Below are 20,333 nucleotides of genomic sequence, written 5' to 3' on the forward strand. Positions count from 1 at the left end.
GCGAAACTCAACCGCCGGCCCCGCCCGACCCTCAACCTTGAGACGCCTGCCAACCGACTCAACCAGCTGCTGCAAACAGCAGCATAACCCCCGCGTTGCTACGACCACTTGACTTTGCCACTTGAACATCGGCATCAACTGTACGTTCGGCAGACGACAGCTGCTGTCAGCCCAGCAGCATGTTGTCGATGAGGCGAACCGAACCGACCTTGGCCGCAATGAGCGCGAGTGCCTCGCCGGTGAACGGGGTGTCTTGGCAGTTCTCGGCTCGCGGAGCAAGGGTCTGCGGATCAACAACTTCCAGGTAATCCAGTTCCACTCCGGGGGCGCTGTGCACCAACGCCTCTGCCGAAGCGATGTCCAGCGGCTCGTGGGCCTGAGCCCGGCTCGCCAACAGCCCCAGCGCGCGGGAGAGCACCAGCGCGGCGGTGCGTTCCTGCTCGGAGAGGAAACGGTTCCGGCTGGAGGTTGCCAGGCCGTCCTCATCGCGAACAATCGAGACCGGAACAATCTCAACCGGGAAGTTCAGGTCCGCGACCATACGGCGAACAAGGGTCAACTGCTGGGCGTCCTTCTGACCAAAGTAGGCGCGGTAGGCCGGACGGCCATCGATCGCGGCCAAGCCCTCGTTCGGCAACGCCACATGAAGCAGCTTGGACACGACGGTCAAGGCACCATCGAAGTGCCCGGGGCGTGAGGCACCTTCATGGATCTCGCCCATCTTCCCGGCCGTAACACGGATAGACGGTTCCCCGTCGGGGTACATTTCCTCCACGGATGGCGCAAACATGAAGTCAACACCGGCCTCATCGAGCAGCGCCAGGTCTGCCTCGGTGGTGCGCGGGTAGCGTGCCAGGTCCTGCGCGTCACCGAACTGCAACGGGTTCACAAATACGGAGGCAACCACCACCGAATTTTCGGCAACGGCCCGGCGGGCCAACGTAGCGTGGCCGTGGTGCAGGGCACCCATGGTGGGCAACAGCCCCAATGATTTGGGTTCGCCAGCTGCCTCCTTCAGGCGCAGCTTCTGACTTGTCAGCGCCTGCAATTCGGCAATCGTTGTCACCAGGGCAATGCTCATGCTCTTCACTTTCTTAAATCTCTTCAATCCATACAAATCACACAGCGAAAGCCCGCGAACCAGCCGACAGGCCGTCACATGGCCAATAGATATCTTAGGCGGCCAAATATCCTAGGCGGCCGGGGACCCGGTGGAGGGTCCGGCGTCGTCCGTGGTCAACGCGGCCTGAACTCCAAGATACGCCTCCGCGGACAGCAGCCGGCGCCGTGCCGCCCTGGCAGCCGTTGCACCAGCCATGGCCAGGTAGGCATCAAGGACGTCCCCCGATCCGGTGTCCAGCGCATGCTCCCGCAGCGCGGCCGAATGCGCGGCCACGGTGCCAATATCCCCGCGCGCAACCGGACCTGTCAGCGCCGATTCCCCGGAAGCCAGCGCATTCTCCAGGGCAGCGCGCAGCAGCGGACCGAGCACCTGACTGGGCGATTCAACGCCAATGTCGCCCAAGATCTGCGCCGCCTGGGCCACGAGCGTGACCATGTGGTTTGCCGAATGCGCCAAGGCCGCGTGGTAGAGAACACGGTCAGCCTCGGCGATGACCACCGGCTCCGCCCCCATCTCAACCACTAGTGCCTGGGCGATGGGAAGCATGGCGGGATCGGCCGTGACACCAAAATTGCAGTCCGTCAGCCGGGCCAGGTCAAGGCTCATGCCGGTAAACGTCATGGCCGGGTGCAGGGCCAGCGGGATGCCACCGGCAGCTTTGACCGGGGCCAGGACTCCCACCCCAAAGCGCCCGGAGGTATGTGCCACCAGCTGGCCAACCTGCCACGCCCCCATGGCGCCAAGGCCCGCCACGAGTTCGGGCAGCACGTCATCGGGAACGGCGAGCAAGACCAGCTCGGCCCGCTCAACAATTTCGGCCACCTCCAGCACCGGCACACCCGGCAGGAGCAGCTCTGCGCGCTCCTTGGAGCTTTCCGAAACCGCTGAAACTCCCACGACGGCGTGCCCAGCGCCACGCAGGGCGGCACCCAAAACGGCACCCACCTTGCCGGCGCCGATGATTCCAATGCCTAGACGGCCCGGCTTAATAGCCACGTTCTTGCTCCTTGATACGCAATTGTTGTTCTGTTGCCGCGGGGGCCTCGACAGGCTCGACCGGCAAGGCAGGCTCGACCACCGGAGTCGCCAGCCACTTTTCGTTTCGGTGGACGCGCCGGGCCGTCGCTGCACGGGCGGCCTGCTCATCGAAAAGTTGCAACCCGTTCGCCAGGGACATGTGGTGCACCAGCGGGCGGATGGGCCCCGCCGTTGAATGCAGCTCAAAATCCACAAGGCCAAGGGCGGCCATGAGCGGGCCCTGGCGCAGCCCGAGCGATTGGGTCCGCTCATGCGGTACCACCTGCAGGCTGCGGAAAATCACGCCGCGGCGGCAGAGCAGGGCGGTCTCGGTGGCCCGGAAGGCATTGCGGCGCCAGGACAGCGGGTCAATCCAGCGGGCCGACCGCGGCGAGTGGACAAAGCCTTGGGCATCTGCCGGTCCGCGCAGCCCGGCACCAAATACCTCAAAGGGGTTTTCCACGCCCGGATCCGGAAATATCAGCCCCAGCACGGCCATAACCTCATCAAGGGTTCCCACCGGAAGCAGCACGGTCCGGGAGCCGTGGTCGGAGGAGTCGGTGCCATAGCCGGCAACGTTCACGTGCACCCGGTACCAGCCACAAAGCCGCCAGAGCGGGCCCTGGCTGATACCCACGGCCTGGACGCGGCCCGGCGGAATGGTTTGCGAACGAGTTTCCAGCAGGCCGTAGTGCAGGCGCACGCCGTCGGGGGAAACCGCAACCCTGAAATTGAAATCACCCGTGATGTTCTTCCAATACGCGGCACCAATACCAATGAAAATGGGCACCGCACCGACCAAAACACCGGGTTTGCCGCTCCAAGCTACGGCCACAAGCGCCGCCGCAATGACGCAGAGGGCCAGAACGGTTGTGCTGCCAAGGAAGGCCGCACCGATGATCCGGCCCGGCCTGAGAGCTAGCACATGCGACTCCGGCGCCTCCTGTACCTGCCCTGGCGCCTCCGGGTCAATGGCCACGCCGGCGGCCCGGGCAAGAATGGCTGCCCGAAGCCGCTTGGCCTCCCCCAGCTTGAGGAAGGAAAGCTTCATGGCCGACTTCCCGCCGTCGGCCACTTCAAATTTCAGCTCGGCCAGCCCAAAGGCGCGCGCCACGAGCGGCTGGGCCACGTCGATGGCCTGCACCCGATCGATCCGTGCGCGCCGCTGCTGCCGGAATACGATCCCGGAATTAATGTGCACGTGCTCATCCGTGACCTGATACCGCGTAAAGCGCCAGGACAGGAAGAAAGCCACACCGAAAATGACGACGGCGGCACCCACCACCACGGCCATAAAGAGCGCAGGGGTCCCGCGAGTCAGTGCATTCCCGCCGTCCCAGCCCTCCGAAAAAACCGACTCCAACGAGTTCCGGCCAAAGATGAAGATGACAGCAACAACTGCCACCCAGCCACGAACCAGCGGCGAAACGGGGTGCACACGGTGCCACGTTTCGGTGTCGTCGGTGGTGAAGGGCTGCTCGCCGTCAAGAACGTCCTCGCTCACAGGCCGGCCAATTTCGCCTCACCGCGGGCCGAAAGCTGCTCACGCAGGCGCGCCGCCTCCGCCGCTGGCAAGCCGTTGATCACGGCGTTGGTACCGGGCGAGGCCGTGTGCAGGTGAATGGTGCTCAGGCCGAGCATGCGCTCCAGCGGACCCATCGTGACGTCCACGTACTGCATACGCCCGTAGGGAACAACCATGACGCGGTGGAACATGATGCCGCCGCGAATCAGCAGGTCCTCGTTGCGTTCGGCGTAGCCAATGGCGCGAACCTGCCGCGGAATCAGGATCATTTCCCACACGGCAACAACAATCACCACGGCCGGAGCTGCCCAGGCGAGCCATGCCGGGTAGCCGCTCCAGACTCCTGTCAGCTTCAGGACGAGGGGAACGGCGGTTACGGCCAAAAAGATGAGCGCCCCAATGCCGCTTGAAATGAATCGTGCCGTGACCAGCCGTCCTGAAACCCCCAGAAAGTTGACGTCCGCGGGGTCGATGGCGCTGCTGTGTTGCTTAGGCAAATTCTTCCTCCCCGTGGCTTTCACGCTTAGGCCGCGGTTTTGATGTCGGTTCACTGTCTTCCGGCGGCAGTTTGCAGAAACGTTCGACGGCGATTCCCACGGCCACCATGACAATCCCACCCGACAGCAGGGCCACGATCTGCCAGATGACGGCCAGATCTTCCCGCAAGAAGAGGGTGGGGAGCTGGTCTAGGAGAATACCGGCGTGCCAACCAAACAGCATGGCGCCGGCATAGGCGCAGGCCTGGGCCAGCACCAAGGTGCGGGCAGCAAGGAGCGGGTCAAGGACCTTGTCACGCTTGCCATCACGCCACCGGCGGACCTTCAAACCAAGAATCAGGCACACCACAGCAATCAAACCCATGGTCACTAGGGAACTCAACGGCAAGACCGGCAGGGCCAGGCTGGCGCGGGACGTCAGCTCCGTGACGACCCAGCCAATGACCGCCACAGATACGGCCACGGCCAGCAGCCATGTAGGCCTGATGGTCCGCATTGTGCTTCTCATGATTGCCTCATCGATTCGCGTTGGAACTACACATTTAACCGTACTGGTTTTTTGCCGCTTTGGACTTTTTTGCCGCCCTAGGTTCTTGCGGCTGGGCGATGGCAGCTGGGTTGTGGCTGGCAGTTACTCGGCAGCAGCCGCAGAGTCATGGGCAAGCAGCCCATCCTGCGCGTGGGCAATGCCGGGCATATCGGGGGCGGCGGCGGCGAGCTCCGCCACGGACTGCCCGGCCAAGGTTGCACTGGGGTCCATGAGTGACCACGGATACAGCACGAACGCCCGCCCGGCAGCACGCGGATGCGGCAGCGTCAGCACCGGATCCGCACTGACCACGTCGCCGTACGTGATGATGTCAACATCAAGGGTGCGGGCACCCCAACGCACATCCCGGGTCCGGTGATGGGCCAGCTCGACGACTTGGCAGTGCGCTAAGAGCTCCTCCGGCGCCAGTGTGGTGTCCACGGCAATGACCATGTTCAGAAAATCGGGCTGGCCCTCGGGTCCGCCCACCGGCTTGGTGGTGACCACGGGTGAGACATTTTGCAGGCGCACCTCGGGCCGGTCAACCAGTTCGGCGACGGCGCTTTGCAGCGTCCCCTTGCGTTCGCCGAGGTTGCTACCTAAGGCCAGAATGGCCCTGGTCAGCGGACGAACGGCGTTCATGCCGACTCAGTTACGGTTACGGTGCGGGAGCGGTAAACGGTGATGCTGACGTCGCCGAACGGCACCTGAATGGGGGCCTTGGGCTTATGCACGGTGACCTCCACGGCATTGACCACGGGAAAGTCAGCCAGGATCTTCTCGGCCATGCGGACGCTGAGCGTTTCGATCAGATCGAACGCCTCGCCTGTCACCATGGAAACGATGGTTTCTGCCACCGCACCGTAATCAGCCGTTTTACTCAGATCATCCGTTTGCGCAGCCGCCGAGACGTCCATGTACAGCACAGCGTCCGTGATGAACGGCTGTCCGTCACGCTTTTCATGATCGAAAACCCCGTGGTAGCCGATGGCCGTAACACTTGAGAGCTTGATCGAGTCGCTGTGCGCCACCGCTGAAGTACTCGGAGCCGTCACTCGCCACCAGCTTGCGCAGCAGCCAACAACCGGGCGTCGCGAGAGCGCTTGCCGGCCACCAGCTTTGCGGCGACCTTTGCAGCGTCAAGGCTCGCTCCGACGTCGTGCACGCGAACGCCCCAAACGCCTTGTGCGGCAGAAATGGCAGTGGTTGCCGAGGTGGCGTCGTCACGTTCCTTGGGTGCCGCGGCCTTACCAGCATTGGTCAGCAAGGAGCCAAGGAAACGCTTGCGGGAGGTGCCCACCAGAATCTTGTTGCCCATCTCCGCAACCTGCTGGAGGTTGGCCAGCAATTCCCAATTTTGTTCTGCCGTCTTGGAAAAGCCGATTCCTGGATCAAGGATCAGATTTTCTTCCTTGACGCCCGCGGCATAGAACTTCGCCCGAATCTCACTCAGTTCACGCACCACATCTTCAACGACGTCGGTGTACTGGGTCAGGGAGTCCATGGCCCGGGAATCGCCGCGGCTGTGCATCAAGACGTAGGGAACCTGGCGCTCCGCGATGAGTGCGATCATGTCGTCATGGACGTGGGCACCGGAGACATCGTTGATCAGACCTGCGCCGGCATCCAGTGCCAGGGCAGCAGTAGAGGCGTGGCGGGTGTCGACGCTGATCAGGGCGCCAGCCTTGGCCAGAGTTGAGATGACGGGCAGAATTCGTTTCTGCTCTTCGAGCTCATCAACATCCGCTGCGCCCGGACGGGTTGATTCCCCGCCCACATCGATGATGTCCGCTCCGCCATAAAACATACGCAAACCGTGTGCGATGGCAGTTTCAGTGGAGTCGTACTCGCCACCGTCGCTGAAGGAGTCAGGGGTGCAGTTCAAGATACCCATGACCACCGTGCGGTCCTTCGGCAGGGCGGCAAACGTTGCCACCGCCCGCCGCGCCCGGAGGACGGGCAAGGGAGAGGTGGCCGGGCCCGTACCGGGGGCGGCTGCGAGAGAATCCATGGTTTGTAAAGTTACCTTCCGAGAATCAGGCTCATGGCTTCGGCCCGGGTTGCGGGCTCATGAAGCAGGCCGCGGACAGCACTGGTGACTGTCTTGGCCCCTGGTTTACGCACGCCACGCATGGACATGCACATGTGTTCACACTCAACGACAACTATGGCGCCGCGAGGTTTCAGATGCTCAATCAAGGCATCTGCAATCTGGGTTGTGAGCCGTTCCTGAACCTGCGGGCGCTTGGCATAGATATCCACAAGGCGTGCAAGCTTGCTCAGGCCGGTAACGCGCCCATCCAACGCCGGGATGTAACCAACGTGCGCGCTGCCGTGGAAGGGCACTAGGTGGTGTTCGCACGTTGAGTAGAAGGGAATGTCCTTGACCAGGACCATTTCCTCATGCGCAATGTCAAAAGTTACGCCCAACACATCGGCCGGATCCTGATGCAGTCCGGCAAAGACTTCACCATAGGCCTTGGCCACCCGCTTAGGGGTATCTAGGAGTCCGCTGCGTTCGGGGTCTTCGCCGATGGCAAGCAGGATTTCCCGGACGGCCGCTTCAATCCGCGGCAGGTCCACCTGAAATTCGTCGCCCTCCGGGGCGGCACCTGAGGCGCCGCCCCGTACGGAGTCGTGTTCGTCGTCGTAATAAGTCACGGATGTGATCCTATCTTCGATTACGGTTGGCCGGGCAGTTCCGGCGCGTCATCCTTCGTCAACTCCAGGGCCGGTGCCGCTGCAGATTCGATGGCGGCCGCGGCTTCGCGCCGTTCCTTGTCGGTGATGACAGGGGGCAGATCCGAGACGGGCCGGGTGTCCTTGGACAGCCAGACCTCGCGCTCGGCCGGCTTGCGGAGGTCGGTGAAGATGGCCGCGATCTCGGCCTGGTTCAGGGTTTCGCGCTCCAGCAGTTCCAAGGCGAGACGGTCAAGGATGTCGCGGTTGGCGATCAGTGCCTCATAGGCGTCATCGTGGGCCTGATCGATCAGCTTGCGAACTTCCGAATCCACGATCCCGGCAACCGACTCGGAGTAGTCACGTTCGTGACCGCCACCGCCGCCAACGAAGGGTTCACCAGCGGCCGCGCCAAGCTTGACGGCACCGATGCGTTCGCTCATACCGTACTGGGTGACCATGGCCCGGGCCGTTGCGGTGGCCTTCTCAATGTCATTCGAGGCCCCGGTGGAGGGATCGTGGAACACGATTTCCTCGGCAACACGGCCGCCCATGGCGTAGGCCATCTGGTCCAGAAGTTCGTTGCGGGTGATCGAGTACTTGTCATCCTCGGGAACCACCATGGTGTAACCCAGGGCGCGGCCTCGAGGCAGGATCGTGATCTTCGTGACCGGGGCCGTGTTGTGCATGGCCGCGGCAACCAGGGCGTGACCACCCTCGTGGTACGCGGTGATCTTGCGTTCCTTTTCCTTCATGACGCGGGTGCGCTTCTGCGGCCCGGCCATGACGCGGTCAATGGACTCATCCAAGGCACGGTCATCAATGAGCTGGGCGTTGGAGCGGGCTGTCAGCAAGGCCGCCTCGTTCAGGACGTTGGCCAGATCGGCACCCGTGTAACCGGGCGTCTTCTTGGCAACGGCGTTCAGGTCGACGCCGGGAGCCATGGGCTTGCCCTTGGAGTGAACCTTCAGGATCTGTTCGCGGCCCAAGCGGTCGGGTGCTTCAACAGGGATCTGGCGGTCAAAGCGGCCCGGGCGCAGCAGTGCGGGGTCCAGGACGTCGGGACGGTTGGTTGCGGCAATCAGGATGACGTTGGTCTTGACGTCAAAGCCGTCCATTTCCACGAGCAGCTGGTTGAGGGTCTGCTCGCGTTCGTCGTTACCGCCGCCGATGCCGGCACCGCGATGGCGGCCAACGGCGTCGATCTCGTCAACAAAGATGATGGCAGGGGAGTTCGCCTTGGCCTGTTCGAAGAGGTCACGGACACGGGAAGCACCCACACCCACAAACATTTCAACAAAGTCAGAACCGGAGATGGAGTAGAACGGCACGCCAGCTTCGCCGGCAACGGCACGAGCCAGCAGCGTCTTACCAGTTCCGGGAGGGCCGTACAGCAGCACACCCTTGGGGATCTTGGCGCCAACGGCCGTGAACTTGTCCGGGTTCTGCAGGAAATCCTTGATTTCGTGCAGTTCTTCCACAGCCTCGTCCGCGCCAGCAACGTCGCTAAACGTCACCTGCGGATGGTCCTTGGTCATGAGCTTGGCCTTGGATTTACCGAACTGCATGACCTTGGAGCCGCCACCCTGCATGCGGGAGAACAGGAACCAGAAGATCAAGCCGATGAGGACGAACGGAATCAGCAGCGAGAGCATGCTGGACCAGAAGTTGTTGGACGCCGGCTGGTCATCAAACTTTTCCAGCTTGGCGTCGTCAATGGCAGCAACCATGGTTGTTGCCCGGTAGCCACCGAAGTAGAACTGCACGTTCTTGCCGGCCTTGCGGCCCTCGGCAGTCGTGTAGTCATCCTTGAGGATCAGGTCTACCCGGCCCTCGGAGCCAAAGACCTTGGCCGAGGCAACTTTGTCGCTCTTGAGCAGGTCCAGAGCTTCGGACGTGCCGACCCGGTTGGTCCCGGTACCGGTCAATGTGAACAGGCCGGCTCCAATGAGCACAACCACCACAACGATCCACACAAATGGACCTTTGAAGAGTTTCTTGACTTTCATGTGTTCGAGGCCAGGCCTCGTCCCTCCTGCTCAACCAATTCGTACCTGTAGAGGACGCGGCGACACGTTCCCAAGTAATAGCTTTACACCGTTCGCATTACAACACGTACGGGAATGCCCAATAGTTCCCTGAGGGCATAACGATTCACGCATTTGGCCGAATATTCACCCATGTAAGCCACCGAAATGCAAAAACGCCCGCCTCCCCGAAATAACGGAGAAGCGGGCGCCCTACGAGAATTACTCGTAGATGTGCGGTGCCAAGGTACCGATGAAGTCCAAGTTGCGGTACTTCTCAGCGAAGTCCAGGCCGTAACCGACAACGAATTCGTTGGGGATCTCGTAGCCAACGTACTTGACGTCGATCTCTACCTTTGCTGCTGCGGGCTTGCGCAGCAGGGTGCAGATTTCAACGGAGGCCGGGCCGCGTGACATCAGGTTGGCGCGCAACCATGACAGGGTCAGGCCGGAGTCGATGATGTCCTCGACGATGAGCACGTGCTTGCCCATGAGGTCGGTTTCGAGGTCCTTGAGGATCCGTACAACACCAGAGGACTGGGTGCCGGAGCCGTAGGAGGAAACTGCCATCCAGTCCATCGTGACGTGGCTGTGCAGCGCCCGGGACAGGTCGGCCATGACCATGACAGCGCCCTTGAGTACACCGACGAGGAGGACATCGCGGTCCTGGTAGTCAGCGTCAATCTGTGCGGCCAGTTCGGCGACGCGGGTTTGGATTTGTTCCTTGGTATAAAGAACGTGCTTAAGATCGGCTTGGACGTCTTGTGAATCCACCAATGACTCCTGATTGTGAAGGTTTTGGTACTGGTTTTAGTACTATTGGGCGCTTACGTGCTGCGTCTAAGAACTAGCTTCCCATAGCCGGGGCCATCGTGGGGAACGCCCTGGTTCCGTGAGATTCGCCAGGCGCTGACTTTTCCGGCTAATTGCACCGGTCCGGCGGAGCCCTTCCGCTCGAGGAGTTTTTCGGCGGAGCCGAGCCGTTCCAGGCTTGGTTGCACTCCCCCAAGTTCGACGGCGGCCAGCGCCAACACCCTCATCCTCAGGGCCGGAGCCAGTCCCCTCAGACCATCTTCGGACAGGGCGATTTCCTGCACGCCGGTAGCTTCTGTCCCATTTTCGGCGCCATTTCCCGCGTCATTTCCCGCAACATTGCCATCTGCAGACAGCGGGCCACGGAGGGCCATTCTGTTGTATTCAACAGCCGCCAACTCGTCCAGATAATCGGCGTCATGTCCCAAAATGTTCGCTGACCTTGCAAGGGATTCGGCGATCCCCGGGCCCAACTCGGCGCCAAGATAAGGGATGACGTTGTTCCTGACCCGGACCCGCAGATAGGCCGGATCCTGGTTGGTGGGATCGTGCCACGGTGCCAAGGCGAGCGCTTCACATATGGCCAATGTCTCATGGCGGCGCAGGGCAAGGAAGGGACGAAGGTAGATTCCGCGACGTTCACGCATGCCGGCCAGTGAGCGGGTTCCCGAGCCCCGGGCCAACCCTAAGAGGACGGACTCGGCCTGGTCATCCAGGGTGTGTCCCAACAGGACATTCTGGGCGCCGGATTCTCGTGCCGCCGTCTCAAGTGCGCCAAAGCGGGCGGCGCGGGCTGCCGCCTCCGGGCCAACGCCGTCGTGCTGGAGATCAACGGTGCGCACCATGACCGGGTCAAGGCCCAGACCACGCAGCTGGTCCGCGGTTTCCTGAGCCACCTCGGCGCTGCCGTCCTGCATCTGGTGGTCAACCACCACGGCGCCTACGCGAACTTCGCCGCGAGTTGCGAAGAATGCGCAGACGGCTGCCAGCGCCAGCGAGTCCGGCCCACCGCTGCACCCCACCAAAATAAGGGGCGGATTGTCAACGGGGCGGTTCTTACCGGTGGTTTTCAGACCCAAAAGCTCTCCCACCATGGCCCGTGCCTTGCCAACCGTGGGGTCAAGACGACCGCGGGCGCGGCGATGGTCGTGGGGTGTAATGGCGGTTTCCATCTACAGACCCATCCGTTCAATCCAGAGCCGGGCGTTGTGGATTTCCGGTTCCGTCGGCAGGTTCTCCGCCTTTGTCCAGACGTTATTGAAGCCGTCCATTCCGGCCACGGCCACAACGTCGCGGACAAATTTTGCCCCGTCACTGTACTGGCGCATTTTCGCGTCCAGGCCGATGAGGTTGCGGATGAACTTTTCAATCACGCCACGGTCTTTGCCCCGTCCGTTGAAACGCTGGCGAATGGTGCGCACAGTGGGCACAATGCGCTGGTCAACGCCATCCATAACAACGTTTGCGTGGCCTTCCAGGAGGCTCATGACGGCCGTCAGATGTGAAAGTGCGGCCTTTTGCTCGGGATTTTGCAGCAGATCCAGGACGCCACCGCGGCTGGGATCCTTCGTGGCACCCTCGGTCCCCAATGACTTGACCCCAGATGGCTTGGATCCCATGGACTTCACTGTCTCAAGGAGCCGTTCGCCAAATTTTTCCGAGTCTCCCACTAGGAGCGATCCGAGCTTCTCGATCTCGCTGAGCATGTGATGTCTCAGCCATGGTGCGGCCGCAAACTGCACGCGGTGCGTCTGTTCGTGCAGGCACACCCAAAGCCGGAAATCGGACGGGTCGACCTTGAGTTCACGTTCGACAGTAATGATATTGGGAGCTACCAGCAGCAAACGCCCGCCGGATGCCTGTTGCTCGGCGGAACGGGTAGGCGCCAAGGCTGCAAAGGGATCGTACTGGCCAAGGACCTTGCTGGACATGAAGGCCAACAAACCGCCCAATTGGGCGCCCGTCACCGTGGCACTAAGCGCGTTACTGCTTCCCTGTGCGGAACCGGCTTGTTTGGCTGCAACTGCACGTAAAACCGGATCCATCATGACGGCGAAACTCTGGGTGTTGGCCTTGGCCCAGGAGGCCCTGTCTACCACCAGCACCTCGGAATCGCGAAGATCCTTGGCCGCTTCGAGCCGGCTGATTTCGTGAACGTGTGGCACGGACTTCTCCGCCATGAGCCGCAGGTTTTCTACGGCCGAGGAAATCTCCGATCCCTTCAGCGGGGGCCCGGCCGGCGTCAAGTTTGCGGCCGTCTTTGCGGCAAGTTCCCAATTGATCATGCTGGGCAGCTGCGTGGATGTAGTTTTGCTCTGCGGAGTCATAAATACCATCAGACCACAGATGCCTGAAAGCTGGCCGACACCTCACAGCTGAAGCACAGGATCGGACTAGATGCGGCCTAGAATTGCCGGTCACACTGAGATAAAAGCAACTGAAAGGCCGCCGCCTTGAGCCGCGGGCAATTACTGTTGGAACCACCAGATGCAGGTCACACCAGGGCCGGCCTTTACGAAAGACTCACGTTCATGACGCAGAACCCGCGGATTTCCTTCACCGACCTGCCGCCGCTGTCGCACCCGGATGGCAGCCCCATCCGCGCCCTGGTTGTCGATGATGAAGCGAGCCTGTCGGAACTGATCAGCATGGGCCTGCGTATGGCGGGGTGGGAAGTTGCCACGGCGGGCGACGGCGCCGAGGCCGTTCGCACTGCGCGCACCTTCCGCCCGGACGTACTGGTCCTTGATGTCATGATGCCCGGAATGGACGGGATCGAGGCGCTGGGAAAGATCCGTGAGTTCGCCACGGACATCCCGGCCCTTTTCTTGACGGCCCGCGACGGCGTCAATGACCGGATTGCCGGGCTGGCTGCGGGTGGCGATGACTACGTCACCAAGCCCTTCAGCATGGAGGAGGTCATGCTGCGCCTGCATCGCTTGGTACAACGCTCCGGAATTGCGTCCTCAGACAACGCCGAGATTGTGGTGGGCGATCTGGTCCTGAACTTTGACACTCGCGAGGTCACCCGCGGCGGCACGGACATCGATCTGACCGCCACCCAGTGGGAGTTGCTACGCTACCTCATGGAAAACGCGCGGCGTGTGGTCAGCAAACCCCAAATCCTCGATCAAGTGTGGCACTACGATTTTGGTGGTCAGGCGAACATCGTAGAGCTTTACATCTCCTACCTGCGCAAGAAGATCGACGCCGGTCGCACCCCCATGATTCACACCGTCCGCGGCGTGGGCTACGTCCTTAAGCCGGCCAATTAGTGACTGGTCCCATCAGCGCCGAGGCGCAACCCGGTGTGCGGAGACAGCGAACCCACAGGCTGCGGACCAAATTGATTCTCGCTGTCCTGGCGTTGCTTGCCGCTATCTGCGCCACGATTGGAATCGTGAGCCACCTGGCCATGAACACATATCTCACAGAACAAATCGACAGCAGCCTCCACGAATCGGCGGCACGCTCCGCAGGCCCCAAAGACCGGCCGCAAGGTTCCGTCGTTAACGCCGATGGGCTGTCATCGCTACCCAGTGGGCAGCCCAATCCACTGGACACCCGGGGCCAGCGGCCAGGAACGCTATTGGCGCTGTTCTCCCAGAGCATTTCGCCAACCACCGTCATCGACTCTTCTGTCGTCCAGTCAGATGGTTCCGCCATCGCCCTGACCTCCGCGGATCTACGGCAAATCCAGCACCTGCCCACCACCGGCGAGGCCACCGAAATGGACCTCTCCATCGGCACCTACCGGCTGTCCGCGTCCTCGACGTTCATGCCCACGGGAGGGAAACTCGTGGTGGGATTCCCCACCGCGGAGCGGGATTCAACCCTGAACTCCCTTGCGTGGACAACGGTGATCGTTTCCACGGCTGGTCTGGCCTTGATCGGTTTGGTTGGGACCATCATCATTAGGCGCTCCCTGCGTCCCCTAGATGAACTTTCCGCCGTGGCAACCACTGTTGCTTCACTGCCACTGGACTCGGGAGAAGCGCCCATCAACGTGCGCATCCCTCCTATGGCTTCGGCACCCGGCACCGAAATTGGTGATGTGGGCGTGGCATTCAACAACATGCTGGACCACCTGACCCGCTCCTTTGCGGCCCGCCATGCCGCCGAGGTGAAGGTGCGTCAGTTCGTCGCCGATGCCAGCCATGAACTTCGTACTCCCCTCACCTCCATCCGCGGCTACACAGAGCTTGTCCTCTTGAGCGAGAAGCTGACCCCATCCGGATCCTCTGCGCTGCGTCGGGTGGACAGTGAATCCCGGCGTATGTCCGCATTGGTGGAAGACCTGCTGCTCCTGGCCCGGCTTGATGAAGGCCAACGGGGAGCACCGGACTCCGTTGACCTGACGGACTTGTTGATGGAAACCACGCAGGACAGCAGAGTTGCGGCACAGGACCACACGTGGGCTTTGCAACTCCCCGAGGAGCCGGTCCTGGTGTTTGCCGTGGAAGCCGAGGTGCGGCAAATCATCATCAACCTCCTCTCGAACGCGGCAAAGCACACAGCTGCCGGCACCCACATTCAAGTGAGCTTGACAGCTGCCAAGGGGATGGCAGCGCTGTCCATCGAGGACAACGGAGAAGGCATTCCCCAAGAGTTCCTCGATCGAATATTCACGCGATTCAGCAGGGCCGATGCCGCGCGTGCCAGCAGTAACGGAAGCAACAGTTCGGGGCTGGGCTTGGCCATTGTCGATGCCCTGGCGGAGGCGAATCAAGGCACCATCACCGTAACCAGCGTCCCCGGCCGGACGTGCTTTATGCTCCAGCTGCCGGTCCAGGAGCACACCAACTAAGGCTCACAGCTTCAGCACAAGGTAGGGGATGCAAACGGCACAGGGTGCCTGCGTAAAAAAGAAGTATGAACAATTCTTCTTCTCCCACAGGCCCAACAGAGCAGATCCCCACAGAGCAACTATCCGCAGAGCAAGCACCCGTTGCCGCCGGTGCCAAGAAATCCCCAAGTCGACGCGTTGTCCTAGGCGGGGCCCTTGGATTGCTTCTCTCCGCCGGCGGGGCCACGGCTTGGGCCCTTGACCGGTTCGTCGTGGAGCACGTTGAAATCACTGACGTCGACGCTTACGAGGCCAGCGCGGTCACGTCAGAATCCAGCACCACGGCGAGCGCCGCCGCGACAAGCGCATCCGATGCTGCCAGCGTCGTTAGTGACAACGGTTTCACGTCCGCAAACGCAACTCTCGCCATTGAACAGGTCACCACCGGGAGCGGCGATTCAACGCTGAACTACTTCACGGCGAAGATCGATCTGACCGACGCGACGGCATTGAAATCCGCGTTCGCGCAGAACAGCTTCGGGGAAAACATCACCGAAACCACCTCCGCCATTGCCGCGAGCAAGGACGCCATCTTCGCCATCAATGGTGACTACTATGGCTTCCGCGATACCGGAATCGTGATTCGCAACGGCGTCGCTTACCGCGACGCCGGCGCCAGGGACGGCCTTGCCTTCTACCGCGATGGCACGGTCAAGGTTTACGACGAGACGGCAACAGATGCCGCAACCCTCGTGGCTGACGGTGTATGGAACACGCTCTCCTTCGGTCCCTCACTCATTGAGAACGGCGCCGTCAAGGCCGGCATCGACAGCATCGAAGTTGACACCAATTTTGGCAACCACTCCATTCAGGGACTTCAGCCGCGAACGGCGGTTGGTTTCATTGGCACCAATCAGCTGGTCTTCGTTGTGGTGGATGGCCGCTCCACCGGGTACAGCGCGGGTGTCACCATCCCTGATCTCGCCCAGATCATGCTCGATCAGGGCGCCACCACGGCGTACAACATTGACGGCGGCGGATCCTCAACCATGTACTTCAACGGCTCGCTTGTGAACAACCCCCTGGGCAAGAACCAGGAACGCGGCACCTCCGACATCCTTTACTTAGCGAAGTAGGCAGCGATGATCATCTTAATCCCCTCCTTTGAACCCGATGAAAAACTCCCCGAGCTGATCCACGCACTGAATGATTCCGGCACCGGAATAAAAATTGTGATTGTTGACGACGGCAGCGGTCCACGCTTCGAAGCAATCTTTCGGCAGGCGGAAACCCTTGGCGCCATAGTCATCGGTTACCCCCATAATCACGGCAAAGGGCAGGCACTTAAAACAGGTTTCAGTTACATCGCCGCCAACCTGCCCGGTCACGATGTGGTGTGTGCCGATAGCGACGGCCAGCATTGCGTAACAGACATTCTCCGCGTTGCTCAGGCAGTTGAGCCCAACAATTCCATTGTTTTAGGTGAGCGGCATTTCAGTGGCCAAGTTCCGCTGCGGAGCAGTTTCGGTAACTCTGCCACGCGGTTCTTCTTTGCCTTGGCAACCGGCACCTGGCTTCGTGACACCCAAACGGGTCTACGGGGCTACCCGGCCCAGCTACTTCCCTGGCTGCTGTCCGTGCGCGGGGACCGCTATGAGTATGAGCTCAATGTTCTGCTGGAAGCCCGCTCGGCGGGTTACACCTTCGAAAGCGTCAGCATCGCCACCATCTATATCTCCGAGAATGAGTCATCACATTTCCGCCCCCTGCGTGACTCCCTGCGGATCTACGCACCACTCTTGAAGTTCTCCATGTCATCGTTCATGGGGTTCCTGGTGGACACGGTCGCTTTCCTTGTCCTCATGGCCGCCACAGGATCCCTGTGGATGGCCGTAGTGGGCGCTAGGGCCATCAGCTCAGCTGCCAACTTCGCCGTCAACCGGCGCCTCGTTTTCCCTGAAGGGCGATCCGCCCCACTCAAAGGAACAGCGCTGCGCTACTTTGCCCTGGTGGTGGTCCTGCTGGGCGCCAATTATGGGCTCCTCATCAGCTTCACGGAGGCCGGCCTGCCAGCATTGCCGGCCAAGATCCTGACCGAGATAGTGCTGTTCCTGCTCAGCTTCGCCGTCCAAAAACGGTTCCTGTTCCGAGAGCGGGCCACCGCCAAAGAAGAGAAATCGGCAACGAATATATATTCACAAGCCCAGCTGTCCACCGTCACAGATTCAGCACAGCTTCACGCGGAAGTCTAGTTATAGAACCCCTTTAGAACCTTGAATTTGGAGACAATTATGAACGCTTGGATATTCGTGGCCGCCGATCTTGTGGCAATTATGGTGCTGACATTTGGCATGTATCTGCGCCGGCACCGGCGCCGCGACCTGGTGGTCTCCTACCTCGGTATCAACGTTGGCGTTCTGGCCGTGGCAACGGCCCTCTCGAGCTCGGGCGCTGGCGTCGGACTTGGCCTTGGCTTGTTCGGTGTCCTCTCGATCATCCGTCTGCGCTCCACGGAACTGTCCCAGCACGAGGTGGCCTATTACTTCTCGGCGCTGGCACTTGGCCTGATTGCCGGACTTGGTGTTGATCCGCTGTGGCTCTCGCTTTCGCTGATGGCGCTGATCCTTGCTGTCATGTTCATCGGTGACAACCCCCGCGTTCTCCCGGCCTACCGTCAACAGAGCGTCATCCTAGATCAGGCCATCGCCGATCCGGAAGTTCTGAAGGCTCGGCTGGAAGAGGTCCTTGGCGGCACCGTCCACACCGTTATTGTTCAGTGCCTTGATCTGGTCAACGACAAGACCCACGTAGATGTCCGTTTCGAAGTTGGCGTCTACAGCAAGCAGGAATCGGGCCCACGGGGGCCGCTCCTGGAGCAGCTCCCCCCAGCAGCGGGCCGGAACTTTGATCAGGTAGGTGCCTAGTGAAACTCAGCTACCAGAGCACCCTCAGCCCCCGGCTGGACACGCTGCCAACCATCAATCTTGAGGATCTCAACACCACCGCGGCGTTACAGACCAGAATTGACCGCAAATATCTGGTCCCGGTGGACAAGTTCACGGAGATTTTCAACAGTTTTGACGCTGAGATGCAGGTCTTGGACACCAACGGCCTGCAGATCTTCCCTTACGATTCCGTGTACTTCGATACCCCGGGGCTGGACAGCTACCACCTGGCCGCTTACGGCCGGCGACGACGCTACAAGATCCGCACCCGAAGCTACCTCGACAGCGGCGTCAGCTTCCTCGAAGTCAAAACGGAGGGCTCCCGTAGCGCCACCGTCAAGGAACGTATTCCCTACGACCTTGCCGATCGCTCCACCATTACGGATGAGGGCGCGGCCTACATCACCGAGACACTCCTAGGAACGGGCCAGGCACCGCCGGTCAACCTGTCTCCCGTGCTGGAAACGGTCTACGGGCGGATCACCCTGTACCTGCCGGCTTCCAACAGCCGGGCCACGATCGATGTGAACGTTGCGTGGTCACTGCCTGGAGCGGATCCGCTGATCATGACGGATCAACTCGTGGTGGAGACGAAATCCGGCTCCGCCCCCGGCCAGCTCGACAAACACTTATGGAGGAACGGCATCCGACCCTCCCGCATCTCAAAATTTGCCACCGGCATGGCCACCCTCATGCCGCACCTGCCGGCCAATCGTTGGCACCGCGCACTAAGCCTCAACATGCCGCAACCCCCGAACCGATAAGGAACACACGATGAACTTCTTCTCCCGAGCACAACGCGTCACCTCCGTAGCGGCACTCGCCCTGGCCTTGGCCCTGGCAGGCTGTTCAGCCCAGTCCTCAAGTTCGACGGCGGATTCCACCTCCGCTGCCGAGTCGTCGGCCACCAGCGTGGTCACCAGCGGAACGACGGCCGAGCTGGCCAGCAGCATCGCCGACTCAACCCACTACGATGCCGACGACCTTACGTGGGATGCTGCCAAAGAAACCACGGTGACTCTGGCCGACGGTTCCACCGCAGCCTCGGGTACCAACGCAGATGCCGTTTCGGTTGATGGCAACACGGTGACCATCACCGCCGGCGGAACATACCGGGTCTCCGGCTCGCTGGCCGATGGCGAGCTGGTAGTCGCTGCGGGAGAAGAAGATGTAGTGCGCATTATTTTGGACAATGCCACGGTAACCAGTTCAACCGGCTCGGCCGTTGATATTAAAAGCGCCAACGAGGTGTTGCTCTTCCTTGAAGATGGCACCACCAATACCCTCAGCGACGCCTCGAGCTACACGGCCACGGGAACGGATGCCGCCAACGCCGCCGTCTACTCCTTGGCAGACCTCACTATCGCCGGAACGGGCACGCTGGCCGTCAACGGCAACTACGCCGATGGCATTGTCTCCCAGGACGGACTAGTGCTTGCCGCTGGAAATGTCACCGTCAAGGCAGCCGATGATGGCATCAAGGGCAAGGACTACACGGTTCTGCTCGACGGCGCCTATTCGGTGACCGCAGGCGGCGACGGTGTTAAGTCCACCAACAGCACCGAAACAGACAACGGCTGGCTCCTGGTAGCCGGCGGAACACTGAATGTGGCAGCCGGGGATCACGGCATCAAGGCAGCCACAACGCTGACCATCAGCGACGGCACCGCAACCGTTTCAGAGTCCGAAGAAGGTCTCGCGGCCCCCCACATCTCCATCTCGGGCGGCACCGTGAATATCACCTCCAACGACGACGGCCTCAATGCCGCCGGCGGGTCCACAACAACCACCGATACTGCTGCTGAGTCAGCACAAGGTGGCCAGCAAGGCGGCATGGGCGGTGGCGGCATGGACACCGTGGGCGACTTCTCCCTAGATATCTCCGGCGGCACCATCACAATCAACGCGGAAGGCGACGGTTTGGACTCCAACGGCAACGCCTCCATCAGCGGCGGAACCATTGTTGTCAACGGGCCGTCATCCGACGGCAATGGTGCCCTGGACGTCAACGGTGATCTGACTGTCACTGGCGGCACCATCGCCGCGGCAGGCAGCGCCGGAATGGTTGTGACTCCCAGTGAGACCTCAACCCAGTCCGGCCTTCAGATCACCTTTGACTCCGCTGTGGCCGCCGGAACAACCGTTCAGATCACCGACTCAACGGGAACCGTTGTCGCAACGTTTGTGACCACCAAGCAAACCTCCTCAATCGTCTTCTCGAGCGCTGACCTTACGGCTGGCGAACAATACACCGTCCTTACCGGCGGCACGGCTGATGTTGAAGCTGGGCTCGGTACGGGTTCCGCCACCGGTGCCACGGAAGTGACAACGGCTACGGCTGGCGAATACACCAGCGGTGGCGGAATGGGACAGCGCTAATAATATGAATCAA

20 protein-coding genes are annotated in these 20,333 nt (G+C 61.3%); 7 read left to right on the forward strand and 13 right to left on the reverse strand.

What is annotated here, in order from left to right:
• Positions 1-166 precede the first annotated feature (166 nt).
• The 13 genes from panC to ACP7B9_RS12740 form a co-directional block, all read right to left on the reverse strand.
• A complete protein-coding gene (panC, locus tag ACP7B9_RS12680) occupies positions 167-1,081 on the reverse strand; it encodes a pantoate--beta-alanine ligase (RefSeq protein ID WP_425863888.1) in 915 nt (304 codons plus the stop codon).
• A gap of 111 nt (positions 1,082-1,192) precedes the next feature.
• A complete protein-coding gene (locus tag ACP7B9_RS12685; protein WP_425863890.1) occupies positions 1,193-2,119 on the reverse strand; it encodes a Rossmann-like and DUF2520 domain-containing protein in 927 nt (308 codons plus the stop codon).
• Positions 2,109-3,644 (reverse strand): PH domain-containing protein, encoded by a 1,536-nt coding sequence (locus ACP7B9_RS12690; protein ID WP_425863892.1) that lies wholly within the window; start codon positions 3,642-3,644, stop codon positions 2,109-2,111. The genes ACP7B9_RS12685 and ACP7B9_RS12690 overlap by 11 nt, the downstream gene beginning before the upstream one ends.
• Positions 3,641-4,162, reverse strand: coding sequence for a PH domain-containing protein (locus ACP7B9_RS12695; RefSeq protein ID WP_425863894.1), 522 nt, complete (start codon positions 4,160-4,162; stop codon positions 3,641-3,643). Before ACP7B9_RS12695 ends, ACP7B9_RS12690 begins: the two co-directional genes overlap by 4 nt.
• On the reverse strand, positions 4,155-4,658 hold the full coding sequence (locus ACP7B9_RS12700; RefSeq protein WP_425864168.1) for a DUF3180 domain-containing protein: 504 nt from the start codon (positions 4,656-4,658) through the stop codon (positions 4,155-4,157). The genes ACP7B9_RS12695 and ACP7B9_RS12700 overlap by 8 nt, the downstream gene beginning before the upstream one ends.
• A 135-nt stretch (positions 4,659-4,793) precedes the next feature.
• Positions 4,794-5,333, reverse strand: coding sequence for a 2-amino-4-hydroxy-6-hydroxymethyldihydropteridine diphosphokinase (gene folK / locus ACP7B9_RS12705; RefSeq protein WP_425863896.1), 540 nt, complete (start codon positions 5,331-5,333; stop codon positions 4,794-4,796).
• A complete protein-coding gene (folB, locus tag ACP7B9_RS12710) occupies positions 5,330-5,746 on the reverse strand; it encodes a dihydroneopterin aldolase (RefSeq protein ID WP_425863898.1) in 417 nt (138 codons plus the stop codon). The genes folK and folB overlap by 4 nt, the downstream gene beginning before the upstream one ends.
• Positions 5,743-6,702, reverse strand: a complete 960-nt coding sequence (folP, locus tag ACP7B9_RS12715; protein ID WP_425863900.1) for a dihydropteroate synthase — start codon at positions 6,700-6,702, stop codon at positions 5,743-5,745. Before folP ends, folB begins: the two co-directional genes overlap by 4 nt.
• An 11-nt stretch (positions 6,703-6,713) precedes the next feature.
• Positions 6,714-7,352 (reverse strand): GTP cyclohydrolase I FolE, encoded by a 639-nt coding sequence (folE, locus tag ACP7B9_RS12720; protein WP_425863902.1) that lies wholly within the window; start codon positions 7,350-7,352, stop codon positions 6,714-6,716.
• A 20-nt stretch (positions 7,353-7,372) separates the two neighbouring features.
• Positions 7,373-9,379, reverse strand: a complete 2,007-nt coding sequence (gene ftsH, locus ACP7B9_RS12725; protein WP_425863904.1) for an ATP-dependent zinc metalloprotease FtsH — start codon at positions 9,377-9,379, stop codon at positions 7,373-7,375.
• 240 nt (positions 9,380-9,619) lie between these two features.
• A complete protein-coding gene (gene hpt, locus ACP7B9_RS12730) occupies positions 9,620-10,171 on the reverse strand; it encodes a hypoxanthine phosphoribosyltransferase (protein WP_425863906.1) in 552 nt (183 codons plus the stop codon).
• Between the two features lie 53 nt (positions 10,172-10,224).
• On the reverse strand, positions 10,225-11,382 hold the full coding sequence (tilS, locus tag ACP7B9_RS12735) for a tRNA lysidine(34) synthetase TilS (protein ID WP_425863908.1): 1,158 nt from the start codon (positions 11,380-11,382) through the stop codon (positions 10,225-10,227).
• Positions 11,383-12,537 (reverse strand): zinc-dependent metalloprotease, encoded by a 1,155-nt coding sequence (locus ACP7B9_RS12740; RefSeq protein WP_425863910.1) that lies wholly within the window; start codon positions 12,535-12,537, stop codon positions 11,383-11,385. It lies immediately after the preceding gene.
• Positions 12,538-12,741: 204 nt separating this feature from the next.
• Here ACP7B9_RS12740 and ACP7B9_RS12745 point away from each other — a divergent pair, with 204 nt between their 5' ends.
• From ACP7B9_RS12745 to ACP7B9_RS12775, 7 genes are all read left to right on the forward strand, one after another.
• Positions 12,742-13,485 carry a response regulator transcription factor gene (locus ACP7B9_RS12745; RefSeq protein ID WP_425863912.1) on the forward strand — a complete coding sequence of 248 codons (744 nt, stop codon included), beginning with the start codon at positions 12,742-12,744 and terminating at the stop codon, positions 13,483-13,485.
• The gene (locus tag ACP7B9_RS12750) at positions 13,485-15,017 is read left to right on the forward strand and encodes a sensor histidine kinase (protein ID WP_425863913.1); all 1,533 of its coding nucleotides are present in this window, start codon (positions 13,485-13,487) and stop codon (positions 15,015-15,017) included. The genes ACP7B9_RS12745 and ACP7B9_RS12750 overlap by 1 nt, the downstream gene beginning before the upstream one ends.
• Before the next feature lie 65 nt (positions 15,018-15,082).
• Positions 15,083-16,132, forward strand: coding sequence for a phosphodiester glycosidase family protein (locus tag ACP7B9_RS12755; protein ID WP_425863915.1), 1,050 nt, complete (start codon positions 15,083-15,085; stop codon positions 16,130-16,132).
• 6 nt (positions 16,133-16,138) lie between these two features.
• The gene (locus tag ACP7B9_RS12760) at positions 16,139-17,248 is read left to right on the forward strand and encodes a GtrA family protein (RefSeq protein ID WP_425863917.1); all 1,110 of its coding nucleotides are present in this window, start codon (positions 16,139-16,141) and stop codon (positions 17,246-17,248) included.
• A gap of 39 nt (positions 17,249-17,287) precedes the next feature.
• On the forward strand, positions 17,288-17,920 hold the full coding sequence (locus ACP7B9_RS12765) for a DUF4956 domain-containing protein (RefSeq protein ID WP_425863919.1): 633 nt from the start codon (positions 17,288-17,290) through the stop codon (positions 17,918-17,920).
• Positions 17,920-18,705 (forward strand): polyphosphate polymerase domain-containing protein, encoded by a 786-nt coding sequence (locus ACP7B9_RS12770; RefSeq protein ID WP_425863921.1) that lies wholly within the window; start codon positions 17,920-17,922, stop codon positions 18,703-18,705. Before ACP7B9_RS12765 ends, ACP7B9_RS12770 begins: the two co-directional genes overlap by 1 nt.
• Before the next feature lie 10 nt (positions 18,706-18,715).
• Positions 18,716-20,320 carry a carbohydrate-binding domain-containing protein gene (locus ACP7B9_RS12775; RefSeq protein WP_425863922.1) on the forward strand — a complete coding sequence of 535 codons (1,605 nt, stop codon included), beginning with the start codon at positions 18,716-18,718 and terminating at the stop codon, positions 20,318-20,320.
• Positions 20,321-20,333 lie beyond the last annotated feature (13 nt).

It is taken from the genome of Arthrobacter sp. TWP1-1 (genome assembly GCF_049897845.1).
In the GTDB taxonomy this organism is placed as follows: Bacteria; Actinomycetota; Actinomycetes; order Actinomycetales; family Micrococcaceae; genus Specibacter.

Coding starts and splice junctions, on each gene's coding strand:
- panC (WP_425863888.1), bottom strand. CDS start 1,081: ATGAGCATTGCCCTGGTGACAACGATTGCCGAATTGCAGGCGCTGACA.
- ACP7B9_RS12700 (WP_425864168.1), bottom strand. CDS start 4,658: ATGCGGACCATCAGGCCTACATGGCTGCTGGCCGTGGCCGTATCTGTG.
- folK (WP_425863896.1), bottom strand. CDS start 5,333: ATGAACGCCGTTCGTCCGCTGACCAGGGCCATTCTGGCCTTAGGTAGC.
- folP (WP_425863900.1), bottom strand. CDS start 6,702: ATGGATTCTCTCGCAGCCGCCCCCGGTACGGGCCCGGCCACCTCTCCC.
- ftsH (WP_425863904.1), bottom strand. CDS start 9,379: ATGAAAGTCAAGAAACTCTTCAAAGGTCCATTTGTGTGGATCGTTGTG.
- tilS (WP_425863908.1), bottom strand. CDS start 11,382: ATGGAAACCGCCATTACACCCCACGACCATCGCCGCGCCCGCGGTCGT.
- ACP7B9_RS12740 (WP_425863910.1), bottom strand. CDS start 12,537: ATGACTCCGCAGAGCAAAACTACATCCACGCAGCTGCCCAGCATGATC.
- ACP7B9_RS12745 (WP_425863912.1), top strand. CDS start 12,742: ATGACGCAGAACCCGCGGATTTCCTTCACCGACCTGCCGCCGCTGTCG.
- ACP7B9_RS12755 (WP_425863915.1), top strand. CDS start 15,083: ATGAACAATTCTTCTTCTCCCACAGGCCCAACAGAGCAGATCCCCACA.
- ACP7B9_RS12760 (WP_425863917.1), top strand. CDS start 16,139: ATGATCATCTTAATCCCCTCCTTTGAACCCGATGAAAAACTCCCCGAG.
- ACP7B9_RS12765 (WP_425863919.1), top strand. CDS start 17,288: ATGAACGCTTGGATATTCGTGGCCGCCGATCTTGTGGCAATTATGGTG.
- ACP7B9_RS12775 (WP_425863922.1), top strand. CDS start 18,716: ATGAACTTCTTCTCCCGAGCACAACGCGTCACCTCCGTAGCGGCACTC.